We start from the raw sequence: 13646 nt of genomic DNA on the forward strand, positions 1-13646 counted from the left end.
ATATTTTCTCATATTTCGGTCAAATTAAGTGGATAGCACTAAGGAGAGCGTGCAGAGCCGATAGAAATGGGACGTTATGGATTCGCAGGCTGAGCTTGTCGTAAGGAGTGAATATGGATATTCATGAAATCAGGCCGGGGATGATCTGCCATACCTCGGATGGCTCGGGTTATGTACTGGAAGTGGACGTCAATAACCAGCTGGTGTTGTTGCAACGCGAAGACGAAACCATTCCTTTTCAGGTCCATGTCAGCGAATTGCTGGAAGAGACCGATTAAGCATTAGCCCACCTCAGTGTTCCATCAGCATCAGTATGGCAGCCAGATCCGGCTGCCACTGATGCTGTTTCATCAGTACCCTGTCCCCCTTCAACAACACCCCTTCCTGCTGCAACCGCCGGCGTTGCTCATGCCAGCCATCGCTGCCCTTGGGCAGGCTGATGCGGCCCGAAGCCGCCACCACCCGGTGCCAGGGCAGGTCCACGGTGTTTTGGGTTCTGAGCACGCGGCCGACCAGCCTGGCCCGGCCCGGCAGGCCGGCCAGATCCGCCAACTGGCCGTAGCTGACCACCCGTCCCGCCGGTACCAGGGCGAGCAGGGTCAGTATGGCCTGTTGGCGGGAGTCCATGCTCAGGAGAAGGTACGGGTCATGTCATTCAGCCCCTGGGAGCGTTCCAGTAGTTGCCGGCTGGAGGCCTCCACCTGGGCTATCTTGCCCAGGTTGGCGGACGAGGCTTCGGAAATCTGATGTACATTGCGGCTGATCTCCTCGGCCACCTGCTGCTGCTGGCCGGCGGCGGCGGAAATCTGCACCGTGATCCCCACTATGTTGTCGATCTCGCCTACCACCCGGCTCAGGCTGGCGCTGCCGGCTTCGGCGGCATCTACACATTCCTGGCTGTGCTCCATGTTGGCATCCATCATCGAGCGCCATTTGGCGAGGGTCTGCTGGATCTGGCCGATGCTGCTCTGAATCTGCTCGGTGGCGCCGTGGGTGCGGGTGGACAGGGCCCGTACCTCCTCCGCCACCACGGCGAAGCCGCGACCGTGCTCCCCGGCCCGGGCCGCTTCGATGGCGGCGTTGAGCGCCAGCAGGTTGGTCTGATCGGCAATACCCTGGATTTCGCTCATCAGGGTGCCGATACGATCCGACTCCTGGGTCAGCGCGAAGGTGGCCTCGGCGGCGTGCTCGGCCTCCCGGGCCAGTTCGATGATCTTCTGCTTGGCCTGCTCCAGCTGGCCCTGGGTCAGATGGCACTGGTGCTGGGCTTCCTCCGCATTGGCGGCGGCCCGCTGGGTATTCTGGGTGATCTCGGTGGCGGTGCTCGACATCTCGTCGATGGCGGCGGCGATCTGGTGGGTATCGCTGTCCTGGCGGCTCAGGTCGTCCCGGGCGCCGCTCATGGCCTGCATCAGGGCACCGGCCAGGGACTTGAGCGAGCCGGTGGCATCGTCGACCCGGCCCAGTATGGTGCGGGTACGGGCCTGCCACATTTTCAGGTGGTAGTCGGCGATGGCGTGGGGGGCGTCGCCGGAGTAGACCAGTCGCGAGATACTGTCGTAGTCCCTGCCCAGGCTGTGGAAGAAATGCCGGGTGCCGAACAACTGCCTGCGGTAGCAAAGCAGCAGCCAGGCCAGGGGCAGCAGGCTCCACAGCAGCTGGCCGCCGCCGCCATTGACGAAGGCACCCGCCAGCAGTGCCAGGAGCCCGGCTGCCGACAGCCAGGGCATCACCCGTTTCAACTGCGGGCGTGATACGCTGTTTTGCTGTTCCTGTTTCAATAGCTGGCGGTAGGCCTGGCTGGCCCGGTCTCGTACCCGGTCGTCGAGCTTGGTGCGCACCGACTGATAACCCACTATTTTGCCCTGCTGGTAGATGGGGGTGACGTAGGCGTCTACCCAGTAGTAGCGGCCATCCTTGCAGCGATTCTTGACCGCACCCCGCCAGGCCTGGCCCGCCTTGATATGATCCCACAGATCCTGAAAGGCGGCCTTGGGCATGTCCGGATGGCGGACAATGTTATGATTATGGCCGACCAATTCCTCGGGTTGGTAACCGGCGACCCGGCAGAATACCTCGTTGGCATAGGTGATGACACCGCGTAGATCGGTGGTGGAAACCAGTTGTTCCTGGTCGCTATAAGTGACTTCTTCGTTGATAAGGTGCTGGTTTCTGCTGTTCATCTGGTTATTGGTTTCTGTTATCTGGTGTGTGCATATCGGCTCCCGGCCGCCAAACTTGAGGGAAGCCGGGCCCGGGACACTACTATACGTGACCGGGTGCAGATTTCATCCCGGGCCTCCGCTTATGTGACAGGTATTTAACATTTGATACAGGAAGCTCAATCCGCCGCCAGCGCCTGACCCTCCCGCCGGGGATCGGCGCTGGCGCTGAGCCGCCCCGGTTGCAGCAGAATGCCGTGCAGGCCGGAGTTGAGTTCGGTCAGCCGGGTATCGAAGCCGAGCCGCTCCAGTCCCGGCTGCAGGGCCAGGTTGCGGCCGCCCGGCTCCAACTCCAGCACGCCGCCCCGATGCAGGATATGGGGCTGATGCACCGCCTCCTGGATATCCATGCCCCAGTCCAGCACATTGAGCAGGGCGTGGAGCACATAGCCGATAATACTGCTGCCGCCGGGGGAGCCGATCACCAGCAGCGGCCTGTCCCGGTAAAACACCAGGGTGGGGGTCATGGAGGAGCGGGGACGCTTGCCCGGCTCCAGCCGATTGGCCACCGTTACCCCGTCCAGCTCCGGGTGGAAGGAAAAGTCGGTCAGTTCGTTGTTGAGCAGGAAGCCCTGCACCATGAGCCGGGAGCCGAAGCCGTGCTCGATGGTGGAGGTCATCGCCAGGGCGTTGCCTGCCTGGTCGACGATGCTGATATGGCTGGTGGCGGCGAATTCGGGAGAGCTGTCCGGGGCCTGATGGCCGAGCCGGGGCGCGGGTACGCCGGGCGCGACCTGTTCCAGGGCCTGGGAGCGCTCGCCAATCAGGGCGGCACGACCGGCCAGATAGTCGGGATCGAGCAGCGCTTCGACCGGCACCGGCACGAAATCGGCATCGGCCACATAGCGGTTGCGATCGGCGAAGGCCAGCCTTGAGGCATCGGCGATCCAACGCCAGCCCTGGGGAGAGTTGGGGCCCAATGAGGCCAGCTCTACATGGGAGAGGATGCCCAGTATCTGCCCCAGGGCCAGGGTGCCTGAGCTGGGCGGACCCATGCCGCAAACCTGATATTGCCGGTAGGGTGCGCAGAGGGTCGGACGCTCTTTCACCCTGTAGGCCGTGAGATCTTCCGGGCCGAGGAAACCGGCTGGGCTGGCCTGGCGGACCTTGTCCACCATGGCGGCGGCGATTTCCCCCTGGTAGAAGGCCGAGGGGCCTTCGAGGCTGAGCCGGGTCAGCAGGGCCGCCAGAAGGGGGTTGCGTTTGGTGCTGCCGGCCTGCAGCGGACGGCCGGTCTCGTCGAAGAAATAGGCGCGGGCGGCGGGGTCCCTTGTCAGCTGTGCTTTATCTTCCGCCACCAGCCGGGCCAGGCGTGATGACACGGTGAAGCCGTTGAGCGCCAGGTCGATGGCCGGGGCGAACAGCTCCCGCCAGGGGAGGCGGCCGAAGCGCTGATGCGCCTGCCACATCAGCTGCACCGTGCCGGGAGTCCCCACCGAGCGGCCACCGACCATCGCATCAAGGCGTGTGAGCGGCCGGCCTTCCTCGTCCAGGAAGAGGTCTGCCGGGGCGGCGAAGGGGGCTGTTTCCCGCCCGTCCAGGGTGGTGAGACGGCCAGGATCCTGCTGCCAGTACACCAGGAAGGCGCCGCCGCCCAGGCCCGAGGACTGGGGCTCGACCAGGGTCAGCACCGCCTGGGCCGCCACCATGGCATCCACTGCGGTGCCACCCCGGCGCAGCATGTCCCGGGCAGCCCTGCTGGCATCGGGGTGGGCGGTCACCACCAGGGCCCGCTCGGCCCGCACCAGGGGGGTGGTCCGCCAGCCGGTGGCAGTTTCCGGGGCCGGGGTGTCGGCGAAGGTGTGCGGCACGAGCAGCAGCAGGGTGAGCAGCAGGGGCATGGGTGGGCTCCGTGAAAGGGGATGTCAGCAAGCTTAGCCGGAGTTGGTGGACACCGCCAAAGGCGGAGGCTGATAAAAAATGCCCAACTCGCTGAAAATTAAAGCAAATGAATTGGGGAAAGGAAAAATGGCTTGTATTGTCCGCCCGCCTGCCTATAATGCGCATCCATCGGCCGCAGCGCGGCTCATAGAGCAAGTTAGAAGTGTTATGCGGGAATAGCTCAGTTGGTAGAGCACAACCTTGCCAAGGTTGGGGTCGCGAGTTCGAGTCTCGTTTCCCGCTCCAAATTCTGCAAGGGCGCGTTAGCAAAGCGGTTATGCAGCGGATTGCAAATCCGTTTAGAGCGGTTCGACTCCGCTACGCGCCTCCATCTTCTGTACGACATTACCCTTGGCCATCGAGCCACTCCCTGTCCACCCTGATATACCAGTCTCCTTCTCTGTTCAAATAATTCTGCCTGCTGCCCAGTTGTTCGCAATGGCGGCCCCCGGTCAGCCAGCCCAGTTTTTGCTGGGGCTCGAATGACGGATCCGGTGACTCCGTCCCCCAGTGCCCCCGCTCGCCTTGTCCGCCCAGGAACAGGCGACAGTCATGCGGATAGTAGAGCCTTCCCTTGAGGATAAGCCGGTGGTTTTCCGGCATCAGTCCCTGGCGGAGGAGGCGCTCGCCTATCTGTGGGTGCAGGCTGAGGCGCAACTGATGGTGGAGCATATGCTCCAGTTTGTGTCGTAACTTGTCGCGGGGATTGACCCCCCGGGCATCGCCGTAGGCGGTGTCCGGATCGGTGATCAGGTAGAATTTGACCGCCACTTCCCAGTGTTCGATACGCTGCAACTGCTTGTCCCGCACGATAAAATCAAACGCCCCCAGGGTGGTACCCGCCACCACTTGCTGCCAGTCGTAGGCCAGCAGTTGGAAGCGCTCCTGATCCAACAGGTAGAAGTGCCAGAGCGCTTCGAAATACTGGCCCAGGCGGCGGTAGGGCCGGCAGTGGGCATGCAGTATCCCGGGAGCGGCGTCCAGCTCGAGCAGCCGCGACCGGTACCGACTCAGCAGCGTCCGATACCAGTCGTTAGCGGGGGCCAGAGGGATGGCGGGCAGCAGGTTGGGGCTGGCCAGGGTCCAGGCCAGATCCCGGACCATGGGATCGTGCAGGCGGGTCAACAAGCGACGGAGGGAATCGCCCATAACGGGTACCTTTTGTTTTACAATGGGCCAAACTCACGCCATGGAGCCAGCATGAATAATCTGGAACTCGAACGGCTGCTGGATCGGCAGCTCAATGCACAAGCTATCAAGGATTATTGTCCGAACGGCCTGCAAGTGGAAGGTAAAAGCGAGGTCCACCATGTGGTGACCGGGGTGACCGCCAGCCAGGCGCTGGTGGATCGGGCGGTGGCGGTGGGGGCCGATGCGCTGCTGGTGCATCACGGCTATTTCTGGAAGGGAGAAAGCGAACAGATCAGAGGCATGAAGCGGCGGCGGCTCAAGGCGTTGCTCGCACATGACATCAACCTCTATGCCTATCACCTGCCCCTCGACATCGCCCCCGGCCTCGGCAACAACGCCCAGCTGGCAGCCCTGCTGGGTATCCGGCAAACCGGCCCCCTGGAGCCGGATAATGCCCTCTCGGTATCGATGCGAGGCGAACTGGACGCACCGCTCAGCGGAGAGCAACTGGCCGAGCGGTTGCAGCAGCGCCTGGGCCGCCCTGTGCTGCATGTGGGCGAGACGGGACCGGCGCTTATCCGCCGGGTCGGCTTCTGTACCGGCGGCGGCCAGGGCTTTATCGAGTTGGCGGCGGAGCAGGGCATGGATGCCTTCATCAGCGGCGAAGTGTCGGAGCAGACGGTGCACGTGGCCCGGGAACTGGGGTTGCACTTCTTCGCGGCCGGTCATCACGCCACCGAACGCTACGGCATCAAGGCGCTGGGAGAATGGCTGGCGGCGGAACACGGGCTCAAGGTCAGTTTTGTTGATATCGACAACCCGGCCTGAGCCCATAAAAAAAAGACCAGGGTACATGAATACCCTGGTTTCGCAGCAGCCACACAGGCATAAACTGTCGTCGTTCCTAACAACAAAATGAGCAGTGGGTGAGGGTGACAAATGAGTCACACTGGATGTTGAGTTCATGTTAACATGAAGTTAATTTGCTGCAAGTATTTTTTCATGTTCAGCATAAAAAAGACCAACCGGACGGTATCAAGGTGAGAGAACAAAGATGGTAGATGAAAGACTGAATGTCTTGTTGGTAGAGGATACGCCTTCCCTGGCGGCGCTTTATCAGGCCTATCTGCAGGATGAGCCCCTGTCGCTGACGGTGGTGAGCAATGGCCGGCAGGCACTGGAACACATCCGGCAGCAGCCACCGGATATCCTGTTGCTCGACCTGATCCTGCCGGACATGCCCGGTATGGAAATCCTGCAGTGGCTGCACCGGGAGCACCCGGAGGTGACCACCATAGTGATGACCGCCCATGGCTCGGTCGATGTGGCGGTCGATGCCATGCGCCTGGGGGCCCACGACTTCATCAACAAGCCGGTGGAAGCGGAACGACTCAAGGTCACGCTGCACAACACCATGAAGTTCCGCCATCTCAACCAACTGGTGGACAGGTTCCGGCATGAGATAGAGCAGAAGCGCTTCCAGGGCTTTATCGGTGAAAGCCTGCCCATGCAGAAGGTATACCGGCTGATCGAAAACGCCGCCCCCAGCAGTGCCACCGTCTTCATCACCGGTGAAAGCGGCACCGGCAAGGAAGTTTGCGCCGAGGCCATCCACCAGCTGAGTGGCCGCTCCGAAGGCCCTTTTATCGCCCTCAACTGTGCCGCCATCCCCAAGGATCTGATGGAGAGCGAGCTGTTTGGTCATATCAAGGGCGCCTTCACCGGGGCCCTGCAGGACAGGGACGGCGCCGTGATCCGGGCCGATGGCGGCACCCTGTTCATGGACGAGATCTGTGAAATGGATCTGGAACTGCAGAGCAAGCTGCTGCGTTTTCTGCAGACCGGGCTTATCCAGCCGGTGGGCAGTTCCCGCCAGATCAAGGTGGACGTGCGCATCGTCTGCGCGACCAATCGGGATCCCCTGGTCGAGGTGGAGCAGGGACGCTTCCGGGAGGACCTCTACTACCGCCTGCACGTGATCCCGGTGCACCTGCCGCCGCTGCGGGAGCGGGGAGCGGATGTGATCAGCATCGCTACCGCCCTGGTGCGGCAGGCCTCGAGGGAAGAGGGCAAGTCCTTCGTGGGGTTGTCCGAGGCCACCAAGGATCGGTTGCAGGCCTACCACTGGCCGGGCAATGTCCGCCAGTTGCAGAACGTCATCCGCAATGCGGTAGTGCTGCACCAGGGGGAATGGATAGAGCTGGACATGCTGCCGGCTCCCCTCGACAAGCCGCAGAGCCAGGGCGGTTCCGGCCAGGCGGCCGTCGAGCCGGCTGCCGCCCCCATCATCCCCTTGGCCTCCCTGGAGCGTCAGGCGATAGAGCGCGCCATCCAGCATTGCCAGGGCAACGTGTCCCGGGCTGCCGCCCTGCTGGAAGTCAGCCCCTCGACCATTTATCGCAAGCTGCAAAGCTGGGGGAAAGGCGTATGAACGATTGGCTCAGGTTGCAGGCCCGGCTGCCGTTGCTCGACGAACATCAGATTCAGCGGCTGGAGCGGGAGTTGGGGGAGACGACCCTGTCTCGGCTGTGGAAACTGTTCGTGGAGGACGGACGAGAGCAGGGGGAGGCTCTGGAGCAGGCCTTTGAGGCCCGGGATTACGACGCCATGGCCCGCTGCTGCCATAGCCTGAAGTCGGCCTGCGGCAGCTACGGCGCCCTGCGCTGTCAGTATCTGGGTGAGAAGCTGGAGCAGTCCTGCCGGGAGCGGGATGACGTCCGGGTAGGCGAGCAGATGGGCGTGTGGCGGCGGACGCTGGAAGCGACCCTGAATGAACTGGAAACACGGCTCGCCGGTTGACAGGCAAAAAAAATGGTCAACCCAGAGGGTTGACCGAACTTCAGCGGGAGCTGAAGAGAGCACGGGATAAAAACGACTGACATAGTATATGAAATTATCGTGCCAACTTTTACAACTCCCGTCTCATCAGGGTTTCCGACTCAATTGAGTGTTTTTTCAGCGACGCATAACGCTAATTTTCTCAATTTGAGAATCAATTTTTTTGCAATTTGCTGCTTTGGGGCTCTTTGCCATTCAGGTAGATGAGCGCCGCCTCCAGCCGAGACTGTACATCCAGCTTGCGCATCAGTGCCTTCATGTGCACCTTGACCGTGCCCTCGGCGATATTGAGGCTGTCGGCGATCTGCTTGTTGCTGAAGCCTTCCGCCAGCAGGGCCAGGATCTGCCGCTCCCGGTAGGTCAGGTTGGCCAGTTGCTCCGCTGCCCCCTGGCGGGTGCTCTCCAGCAGTTTGTCGCTGACCGGCCGCTCGCCCAGCAGAGCCTGTTGCAGGGCCGGGATCAGTGATTCTGGCTCTATGTCCTTCAACAGGTAACCGTCGGCACCCAGATCGAGCAGGCGGCGGGCGTCTTCCTGGCTGTCGGACACGGTCAGGATCACCACTTTGCCCTGGTAGCCCTGTTGCCGCAGCGCCAGCAGCACCTCCGATCCCTGCTCCTCGCCCAGGTTCAGGTCGAGCAGGATCAGATCCGGGTTGATTTGCGCAGCCTGCTGCAGGGCCTCGGCACCGTTGTCGGCCTCGGCGACCACCTCGAAGGGGCCGGCGGCGGTGATCCAGGTCTTGATCCCCTTGCGCATCAGGGGATGGTCATCGACCAGTAACAGGGTGGCGGTGTGAGTTTGTGTCATGGGTCAGTTACTTCTATGAATGGGAACAGCGGTATGGTAATCGATCACCAGCATATGCAAAGCCCGGTGAGAGGGCAATAATAGTGGTATCCGATAAGTCATTTTATCCCGATCACATATTTTTCTTGATCTGAAGCTATGTTTTTCCCTATGGTGATAGGTGAAAATACAGTGACGTTGACAAACTCCGAGTCGGGTGAGCCTAAGTTGGCCAAGGCCAATAGGGTTGCCAGACCGTTCAGCCACCGGCTGTAAGGGTAGGGAGAGAAATGTCCCTGCCTCCCGTATTGGAAAGGTGTTTATGTTTGAATTACAGGATGCGTTCGCGCGCAAGTTCCACTATTTGCGGCTGTCGGTTACCGACGTCTGCAACTTCAAGTGCCAGTACTGCCTGCCCGACGGCTACAAGCCCGATGGCCGCAAGTCCTTTCTGACCCTGGACGAAATTCGTCGCCTGACCCGGGCCTTCGCCGCCATGGGGACCAACAAGGTGCGCATTACCGGAGGCGAGCCCTCCCTGCGCAAGGACTTTACCGCCATCATCGAAACCGTGGCCGCCACGCCGGGAGTCCGCAAGGTAGCCACCACCACCAACGGCTATCGCATGGCCAAACAAGTGGCCGACTGGCGCCGTGCCGGCCTGTCCGCCATCAATGTCAGTGTGGACAGCCTGGACCCGCGTATGTTCCACCAGATCACCGGGGAGAACCGCTTCCAGGAAGTGATGGCCGGTATCGACGCCGCCTTCGCCGCCGGCTTCGAGCAGGTCAAGGTCAACACGGTGCTGATGCGCGGTCTCAACGACGGCGAACTGGGTCGCTTCCTGGCCTGGATCAAGGACAATCCCATTCAGCTGCGTTTTATCGAGCTGATGCAGACCGGCGAGATGGACCAGCTGTTCGAACGACACCATGTGCGCGGCGCCCTCATCAAGGAGCAGTTGCTGCGCGCCGGCTGGCAGCAGAAAGTGCGGGCCCACAACGACGGTCCGGCCGAGGTGTTCTGGCACCCGGACTACGTCGGCGAAATCGGCCTTATCATGCCCTATGCCAAGGACTTCTGTGCCAGCTGCAACCGGCTGCGGGTGTCCTCGGTCGGCAAGCTGCACCTGTGCCTGTTCGGAGAGTACGGGGTCGAGCTGCGGGATCTGCTGGCCGAGGACGGCCAGCAGGCGGCGCTGCAGCTGCGCTTGCGCGAAGCCCTGGCCGATAAAAAAGCCACCCACTTTCTCCATCAGGGGCAGACCGGCATGACCCCTCATTTGGCCTCCATCGGCGGCTGAACTTCTTTCTCAGACCCCTTCCCACAGGAGAAAGCACCGTTTTCTCCTGCTGCGGTAGTATCCGGTTGATCCAGATCAACACTCCCTCCTTTGTACCCACTAGGTGGTATTCCTCCGCTTGTTCCCCCGCTAATACCATATAACCAATAGGTGATAAGCATCAGGCAAACATCATCTTAACGTCTATGCTACACAGAAAGTTATGGCACAACGGGGGCTTATGACATCGGGACCGGACTTATCACGGCGGCGCTGGCTCAAGGGCGGATTGACCCCGGCCAGGCCGGAGAATCCGCTGCCCTGGTCGCGTGACTGGCCGAGCTTCACCGACGGCTGCAGCCGTTGCGGCGACTGCCTGCGGGCTTGCCCCGAACGGGTCATCGTGGCGGGCGACGGCGGCTTTCCGGTGGTGGATTTCGGCCGGGGAGAGTGCACCTTCTGCGGCCGCTGCGCCGAGAGCTGTGCCGAACCACTCTTCGTTCCCCGTCAGGAGGAGCCCTGGCACCAGTTGGCCGAGTTCGGTCCTGCCTGTCTGGCCATCCGGGGCGTGCACTGCCGCAGTTGCGAAGACAGTTGCGAGCCCCGGGCCATCCGTTTCCGGCCGCAGTTGGGCGCCGTGGCCCGTCCCGAGCTGGACGCCGAGCATTGCACCGGCTGTGGCGCCTGTGTCGCCGGCTGTCCGGCGGCCGCCATCAAGATTTTGAGTCAGGAGCAAGCATGAGCAAAGCAAATGAATGGCACGTCGCCAGCCTGGTGGTCTATTGCCGGCCCGAACTGATGGGGCAAGCACTGGGAGCCATCGGTGCCATGGACGGGGTGGAGGTGCCGGTGTCGGGAGAGCAGGGAAAACTGGTGGTGTCGATCGAAGGTCCTACCCAGCAGTCGGTGGTCAGCCGTATCGACCAGATAGCGCTGCTGGACGGTATTTTGTCTACCACCCTTATTTATCATGAATTTGCTGAACTGGAAGCAGGTGAGGAGCAACAATGAAGCTGAGTCGTCGCGCCTTTATGAAGGCCAATGCGGTGGCCGCCGCCGCCGCCGCCGCCGGGCTGGCCGTGCCAGCCGGAGCCACCAATCTGATCACCAGCCGGGATCAGACCGCCATCAAGTGGGACAAGGCCCCCTGTCGCTTCTGCGGCACCGGCTGCTCGGTGCTGGTGGGCTCCCAGGACGGACGGGTGGTAGCCACCCAGGGGGATCCGGATGCGCCGGTCAACAAGGGCCTGAACTGCATCAAGGGTTATTTTCTGTCGAAAATCATGTACGGCAAGGACCGGCTGACCACGCCGCTGTTGCGCATGAAAAACGGCAAGTTTGACAAAAACGGAGACTTCACTCCGATCAGCTGGGATCAGGCGTTCGACATCATGGCCGAGAAGTGGAAGGCCACTCTCAAGGAAAAGGGGCCCGACGGCATCGGCATGTTCGGCTCCGGCCAGTGGACCATCATGGAAGGCTACGCCGCCGCCAAGCTGTACAAGGCCGGTTTCCGTTCCAACAACCTGGATCCCAACGCCCGCCATTGCATGGCCTCCGCCGTGGCCGGCTTTATGCGCACCTTCGGCATGGACGAGCCCATGGGCTGCTATGACGATATCGAAGCCACCGACGCCTTCGTGCTGTGGGGCTCCAACATGGCGGAGATGCACCCCATCCTCTGGTCACGGCTGACCGACCGTCGCCTGAGCGCACCCCATGTGCAGGTGCATGTGCTGTCCACCTTCGAACACCGCAGCTTCGAGCTGGCGGACAACGGCATGGTGTTCCATCCCCAGACCGATCTGGCCATCCTCAACTACATCGCCCACTACATCATCGAGAACGGCTATGTAAACCAGGATTTCGTCGAGAAGCACGTCAATTTCGTCAAGGGCGAAACCGACATCGGCTACGGCCTGCGCCCGACCCATCCGCTGCAGCAGGCGGCGGCCCACCCGGACTCCGGCGCCTCCACCCCCATCAGCTTCGAGGAATTCGCCAGCTTCGTGGCCGATTACGACGTGGAGACCGTTTCCAAGCTTTCCGGCGTGCCTACCGACAAGCTGGAAGCACTGGCACAGGCCTACGCGGATCCCTACATCAAGGTGGTGTCCTTCTGGACCATGGGCTTCAACCAGCACACCCGGGGTACCTGGGCCAACAACATGGTCTACAACATCCACCTGCTGACCGGCAAGATCTCCGAGCCGGGCAACAGCCCCTTCTCGCTCACCGGCCAGCCCTCGGCCTGCGGCACCGCCCGGGAAGTGGGTACCTTCGCCCACCGGCTGCCGGCGGACATGGTGGTCACCAATGCGGATCACCGCGCCTACTCCGAGAAAATCTGGAAGCTGCCCGACGGCACCATCAACTCGCAGGTGGGCTACCATGCCGTGCTGCAGAACCGCATGCTGAAAGACGGCAAGCTCAATGCCTACTGGGTGATGTGCAACAACAACATGCAGGCCGCCCCCAACATGAACGAGGAGGGGCTGCCCGGCTACCGCAACCCGGCCAACTTCATCGTGGTGTCCGACCCTTATCCCACCGTCACCGCCCAGGCGGCGGATCTGGTGCTGCCCACCGCCATGTGGGTGGAGAAGGAAGGCGGCTACGGTAATGCCGAACGCCGCACCCAGGTATGGTACCAGCAGGTTAAATCCCCCGAGGGGGCCAAGTCGGATCTGTGGCAGCTGATGGAGTTCTCCAAGCGCTTCACCATGGAAGAAGTCTGGCCCGAGGAGCTGCTGGCCAAGATGCCCGAATACCGGGGCAAGACCCTCTATGAGGTGCTCTACCGCAACGGCCAGGTGGATCAGTATCCGTCCGAGGACTGCAAGAACGAGCTCAACGACGAACGGGATCACTTCGGCTTCTATGTACAGAAGGGCCTGTTCGAGGAGTATGCCAAGTTCGGCAGGGGCCATGCCCACGACCTGGCGCCCTACGACATGTACCACCAGGCCCGCGGCCTGCGCTGGCCGGTGGTGGACGGCCAGGAGACCCTGTGGCGTTACCGGGAAGGCTATGACCCCTATGTGGAGAAAGGCACCGGGGTGCAGTTCTACGGCCACAAGGACAACAGGGCCATCATCTTTGCCCTGCCGTTCGAGCCGGCGGCCGAGGTACCGGATGCGGAATACAACCTCTGGCTGTCCACCGGGCGGGTGCTGGAACACTGGCACTCCGGCACCATGACCCGGCGGGTGCCGGAGCTGCACCGCGCCTATCCCGACGCCCAGGTGTTCATGCACCCGGACGATGCCCGGGAACGGGGCTTGCGCCGGGGTGACGAGGTGGTGATCGCCTCCCGCCGGGGCGAGATGAAGAGCCGGGTGGAAACCCGCGGCCGCAACCGACCGCCCAAGGGGCTGGTGTTCGTGCCCTGGTTCGACGAAAGCCAACTGATCAACCGCCTGACCCTGGATGCCACCTGCCCGCTCTCGAAAGAGACCGACTTCAAGAAGTGCGCGGTCAAGGTGATGAAGGCATAAGGACGGGA

The 13646-nt window shown here is 62.0% G+C and carries 13 protein-coding genes, 2 tRNA genes and 1 riboswitch; of the genes, 10 read left to right on the forward strand and 5 right to left on the reverse strand.

Going from position 1 to position 13646, the window contains the following annotated elements; genetic code table 11:
* Positions 1 to 113: 113 nt before the first annotated feature.
* On the forward strand, positions 114 to 278 hold the full coding sequence (locus ACT7DK_RS08325) for a hypothetical protein (RefSeq protein ID WP_445398141.1): 165 nt from the start codon (positions 114 to 116) through the stop codon (positions 276 to 278).
* A gap of 13 nt (positions 279 to 291) precedes the next feature.
* Here ACT7DK_RS08325 and ACT7DK_RS08330 read toward each other — a convergent pair whose 3' ends face one another.
* The 3 genes from ACT7DK_RS08330 to ggt all read right to left on the reverse strand — a co-directional run bounded on the left by ACT7DK_RS08330 (position 292) and on the right by ggt (position 4063).
* Entirely contained in the window at positions 292 to 627 is a 336-nt protein-coding gene (locus ACT7DK_RS08330; RefSeq protein ID WP_445398143.1) for an MGMT family protein, read from the reverse strand.
* A 2-nt stretch (positions 628 to 629) separates the two neighbouring features.
* Positions 630 to 2183, reverse strand: coding sequence for a methyl-accepting chemotaxis protein (locus tag ACT7DK_RS08335; RefSeq protein WP_445398145.1), 1554 nt, complete (start codon positions 2181 to 2183; stop codon positions 630 to 632).
* A gap of 158 nt (positions 2184 to 2341) precedes the next feature.
* Positions 2342 to 4063: a gamma-glutamyltransferase gene (gene ggt / locus ACT7DK_RS08340; protein WP_445398147.1), complete on the reverse strand. Its 1722-nt coding sequence runs from the start codon at positions 4061 to 4063 to the stop codon at positions 2342 to 2344.
* A gap of 210 nt (positions 4064 to 4273) precedes the next feature.
* Between ggt and ACT7DK_RS08345 the strand changes: the two genes are divergently transcribed.
* Both ACT7DK_RS08345 and ACT7DK_RS08350 read left to right on the forward strand, forming a co-directional pair.
* Positions 4274 to 4349: transfer RNA gene (locus ACT7DK_RS08345), tRNA-Gly, on the forward strand.
* A gap of 11 nt (positions 4350 to 4360) precedes the next feature.
* Positions 4361 to 4434 (forward strand) — tRNA-Cys (locus tag ACT7DK_RS08350).
* Between the two features lie 14 nt (positions 4435 to 4448).
* Here the strand turns inward: ACT7DK_RS08350 and ACT7DK_RS08355 are convergent.
* Positions 4449 to 5252 carry a DUF1853 family protein gene (locus ACT7DK_RS08355; protein ID WP_445398149.1) on the reverse strand — a complete coding sequence of 268 codons (804 nt, stop codon included), beginning with the start codon at positions 5250 to 5252 and terminating at the stop codon, positions 4449 to 4451.
* Positions 5253 to 5303: 51 nt separating this feature from the next.
* On the opposite strand from ACT7DK_RS08355, the gene ACT7DK_RS08360 reads away from it, so the two are divergent.
* The 3 genes from ACT7DK_RS08360 to ACT7DK_RS08370 all read left to right on the forward strand — a co-directional run bounded on the left by ACT7DK_RS08360 (position 5304) and on the right by ACT7DK_RS08370 (position 8033).
* The gene (locus ACT7DK_RS08360) at positions 5304 to 6062 is read left to right on the forward strand and encodes a Nif3-like dinuclear metal center hexameric protein (RefSeq protein WP_445398151.1); all 759 of its coding nucleotides are present in this window, start codon (positions 5304 to 5306) and stop codon (positions 6060 to 6062) included.
* A 226-nt stretch (positions 6063 to 6288) separates the two neighbouring features.
* Positions 6289 to 7665: a sigma-54-dependent transcriptional regulator gene (locus tag ACT7DK_RS08365; protein WP_445398153.1), complete on the forward strand. Its 1377-nt coding sequence runs from the start codon at positions 6289 to 6291 to the stop codon at positions 7663 to 7665.
* Positions 7662 to 8033: an Hpt domain-containing protein gene (locus tag ACT7DK_RS08370; protein ID WP_445398155.1), complete on the forward strand. Its 372-nt coding sequence runs from the start codon at positions 7662 to 7664 to the stop codon at positions 8031 to 8033. The genes ACT7DK_RS08365 and ACT7DK_RS08370 overlap by 4 nt, the downstream gene beginning before the upstream one ends.
* 193 nt (positions 8034 to 8226) lie before the next feature.
* Here ACT7DK_RS08370 and ACT7DK_RS08375 read toward each other — a convergent pair whose 3' ends face one another.
* The gene (locus tag ACT7DK_RS08375) at positions 8227 to 8880 is read right to left on the reverse strand and encodes a response regulator (protein ID WP_445398157.1); all 654 of its coding nucleotides are present in this window, start codon (positions 8878 to 8880) and stop codon (positions 8227 to 8229) included.
* Positions 8881 to 9053: 173 nt separating this feature from the next.
* Positions 9054 to 9194: riboswitch (molybdenum cofactor riboswitch) on the forward strand.
* On the opposite strand from ACT7DK_RS08375, the gene moaA reads away from it, so the two are divergent.
* The 4 genes from moaA (at position 9182) to napA (ending at position 13638) form a co-directional block, all read left to right on the forward strand.
* Positions 9182 to 10162, forward strand: a complete 981-nt coding sequence (gene moaA / locus ACT7DK_RS08380) for a GTP 3',8-cyclase MoaA (RefSeq protein ID WP_445398159.1) — start codon at positions 9182 to 9184, stop codon at positions 10160 to 10162. (Overlaps the previous riboswitch by 13 nt.)
* A gap of 220 nt (positions 10163 to 10382) precedes the next feature.
* Positions 10383 to 10883, forward strand: coding sequence for a ferredoxin-type protein NapF (napF, locus tag ACT7DK_RS08385; RefSeq protein WP_445398161.1), 501 nt, complete (start codon positions 10383 to 10385; stop codon positions 10881 to 10883).
* Positions 10880 to 11152 (forward strand): chaperone NapD, encoded by a 273-nt coding sequence (locus tag ACT7DK_RS08390; protein ID WP_445398163.1) that lies wholly within the window; start codon positions 10880 to 10882, stop codon positions 11150 to 11152. Before napF ends, ACT7DK_RS08390 begins: the two co-directional genes overlap by 4 nt.
* Positions 11149 to 13638 (forward strand): nitrate reductase catalytic subunit NapA, encoded by a 2490-nt coding sequence (gene napA, locus ACT7DK_RS08395; protein WP_445398165.1) that lies wholly within the window; start codon positions 11149 to 11151, stop codon positions 13636 to 13638. Before ACT7DK_RS08390 ends, napA begins: the two co-directional genes overlap by 4 nt.
* Positions 13639 to 13646: the final 8 nt, after the last annotated feature.

The sequence above is a fragment of the Zobellella sp. An-6 genome (assembly GCF_052487945.1).

What these genes read in the sequence shown, in the direction of transcription:
- ACT7DK_RS08325 (WP_445398141.1), top strand. Translation starts at nt 114, where the DNA reads ATGGATATTCATGAAATCAGGCCGGGGATGATCTGCCATACCTCGGAT.
- ACT7DK_RS08330 (WP_445398143.1), bottom strand. Translation starts at nt 627, where the DNA reads ATGGACTCCCGCCAACAGGCCATACTGACCCTGCTCGCCCTGGTACCG.
- ACT7DK_RS08335 (WP_445398145.1), bottom strand. Translation starts at nt 2,183, where the DNA reads ATGAACAGCAGAAACCAGCACCTTATCAACGAAGAAGTCACTTATAGC.
- ggt (WP_445398147.1), bottom strand. Translation starts at nt 4,063, where the DNA reads ATGCCCCTGCTGCTCACCCTGCTGCTGCTCGTGCCGCACACCTTCGCC.
- ACT7DK_RS08355 (WP_445398149.1), bottom strand. Translation starts at nt 5,252, where the DNA reads ATGGGCGATTCCCTCCGTCGCTTGTTGACCCGCCTGCACGATCCCATG.
- ACT7DK_RS08360 (WP_445398151.1), top strand. Translation starts at nt 5,304, where the DNA reads ATGAATAATCTGGAACTCGAACGGCTGCTGGATCGGCAGCTCAATGCA.
- ACT7DK_RS08365 (WP_445398153.1), top strand. Translation starts at nt 6,289, where the DNA reads ATGGTAGATGAAAGACTGAATGTCTTGTTGGTAGAGGATACGCCTTCC.
- ACT7DK_RS08370 (WP_445398155.1), top strand. Translation starts at nt 7,662, where the DNA reads ATGAACGATTGGCTCAGGTTGCAGGCCCGGCTGCCGTTGCTCGACGAA.
- ACT7DK_RS08375 (WP_445398157.1), bottom strand. Translation starts at nt 8,880, where the DNA reads ATGACACAAACTCACACCGCCACCCTGTTACTGGTCGATGACCATCCC.
- moaA (WP_445398159.1), top strand. Translation starts at nt 9,182, where the DNA reads ATGTTTGAATTACAGGATGCGTTCGCGCGCAAGTTCCACTATTTGCGG.
- napF (WP_445398161.1), top strand. Translation starts at nt 10,383, where the DNA reads ATGACATCGGGACCGGACTTATCACGGCGGCGCTGGCTCAAGGGCGGA.
- ACT7DK_RS08390 (WP_445398163.1), top strand. Translation starts at nt 10,880, where the DNA reads ATGAGCAAAGCAAATGAATGGCACGTCGCCAGCCTGGTGGTCTATTGC.
- napA (WP_445398165.1), top strand. Translation starts at nt 11,149, where the DNA reads ATGAAGCTGAGTCGTCGCGCCTTTATGAAGGCCAATGCGGTGGCCGCC.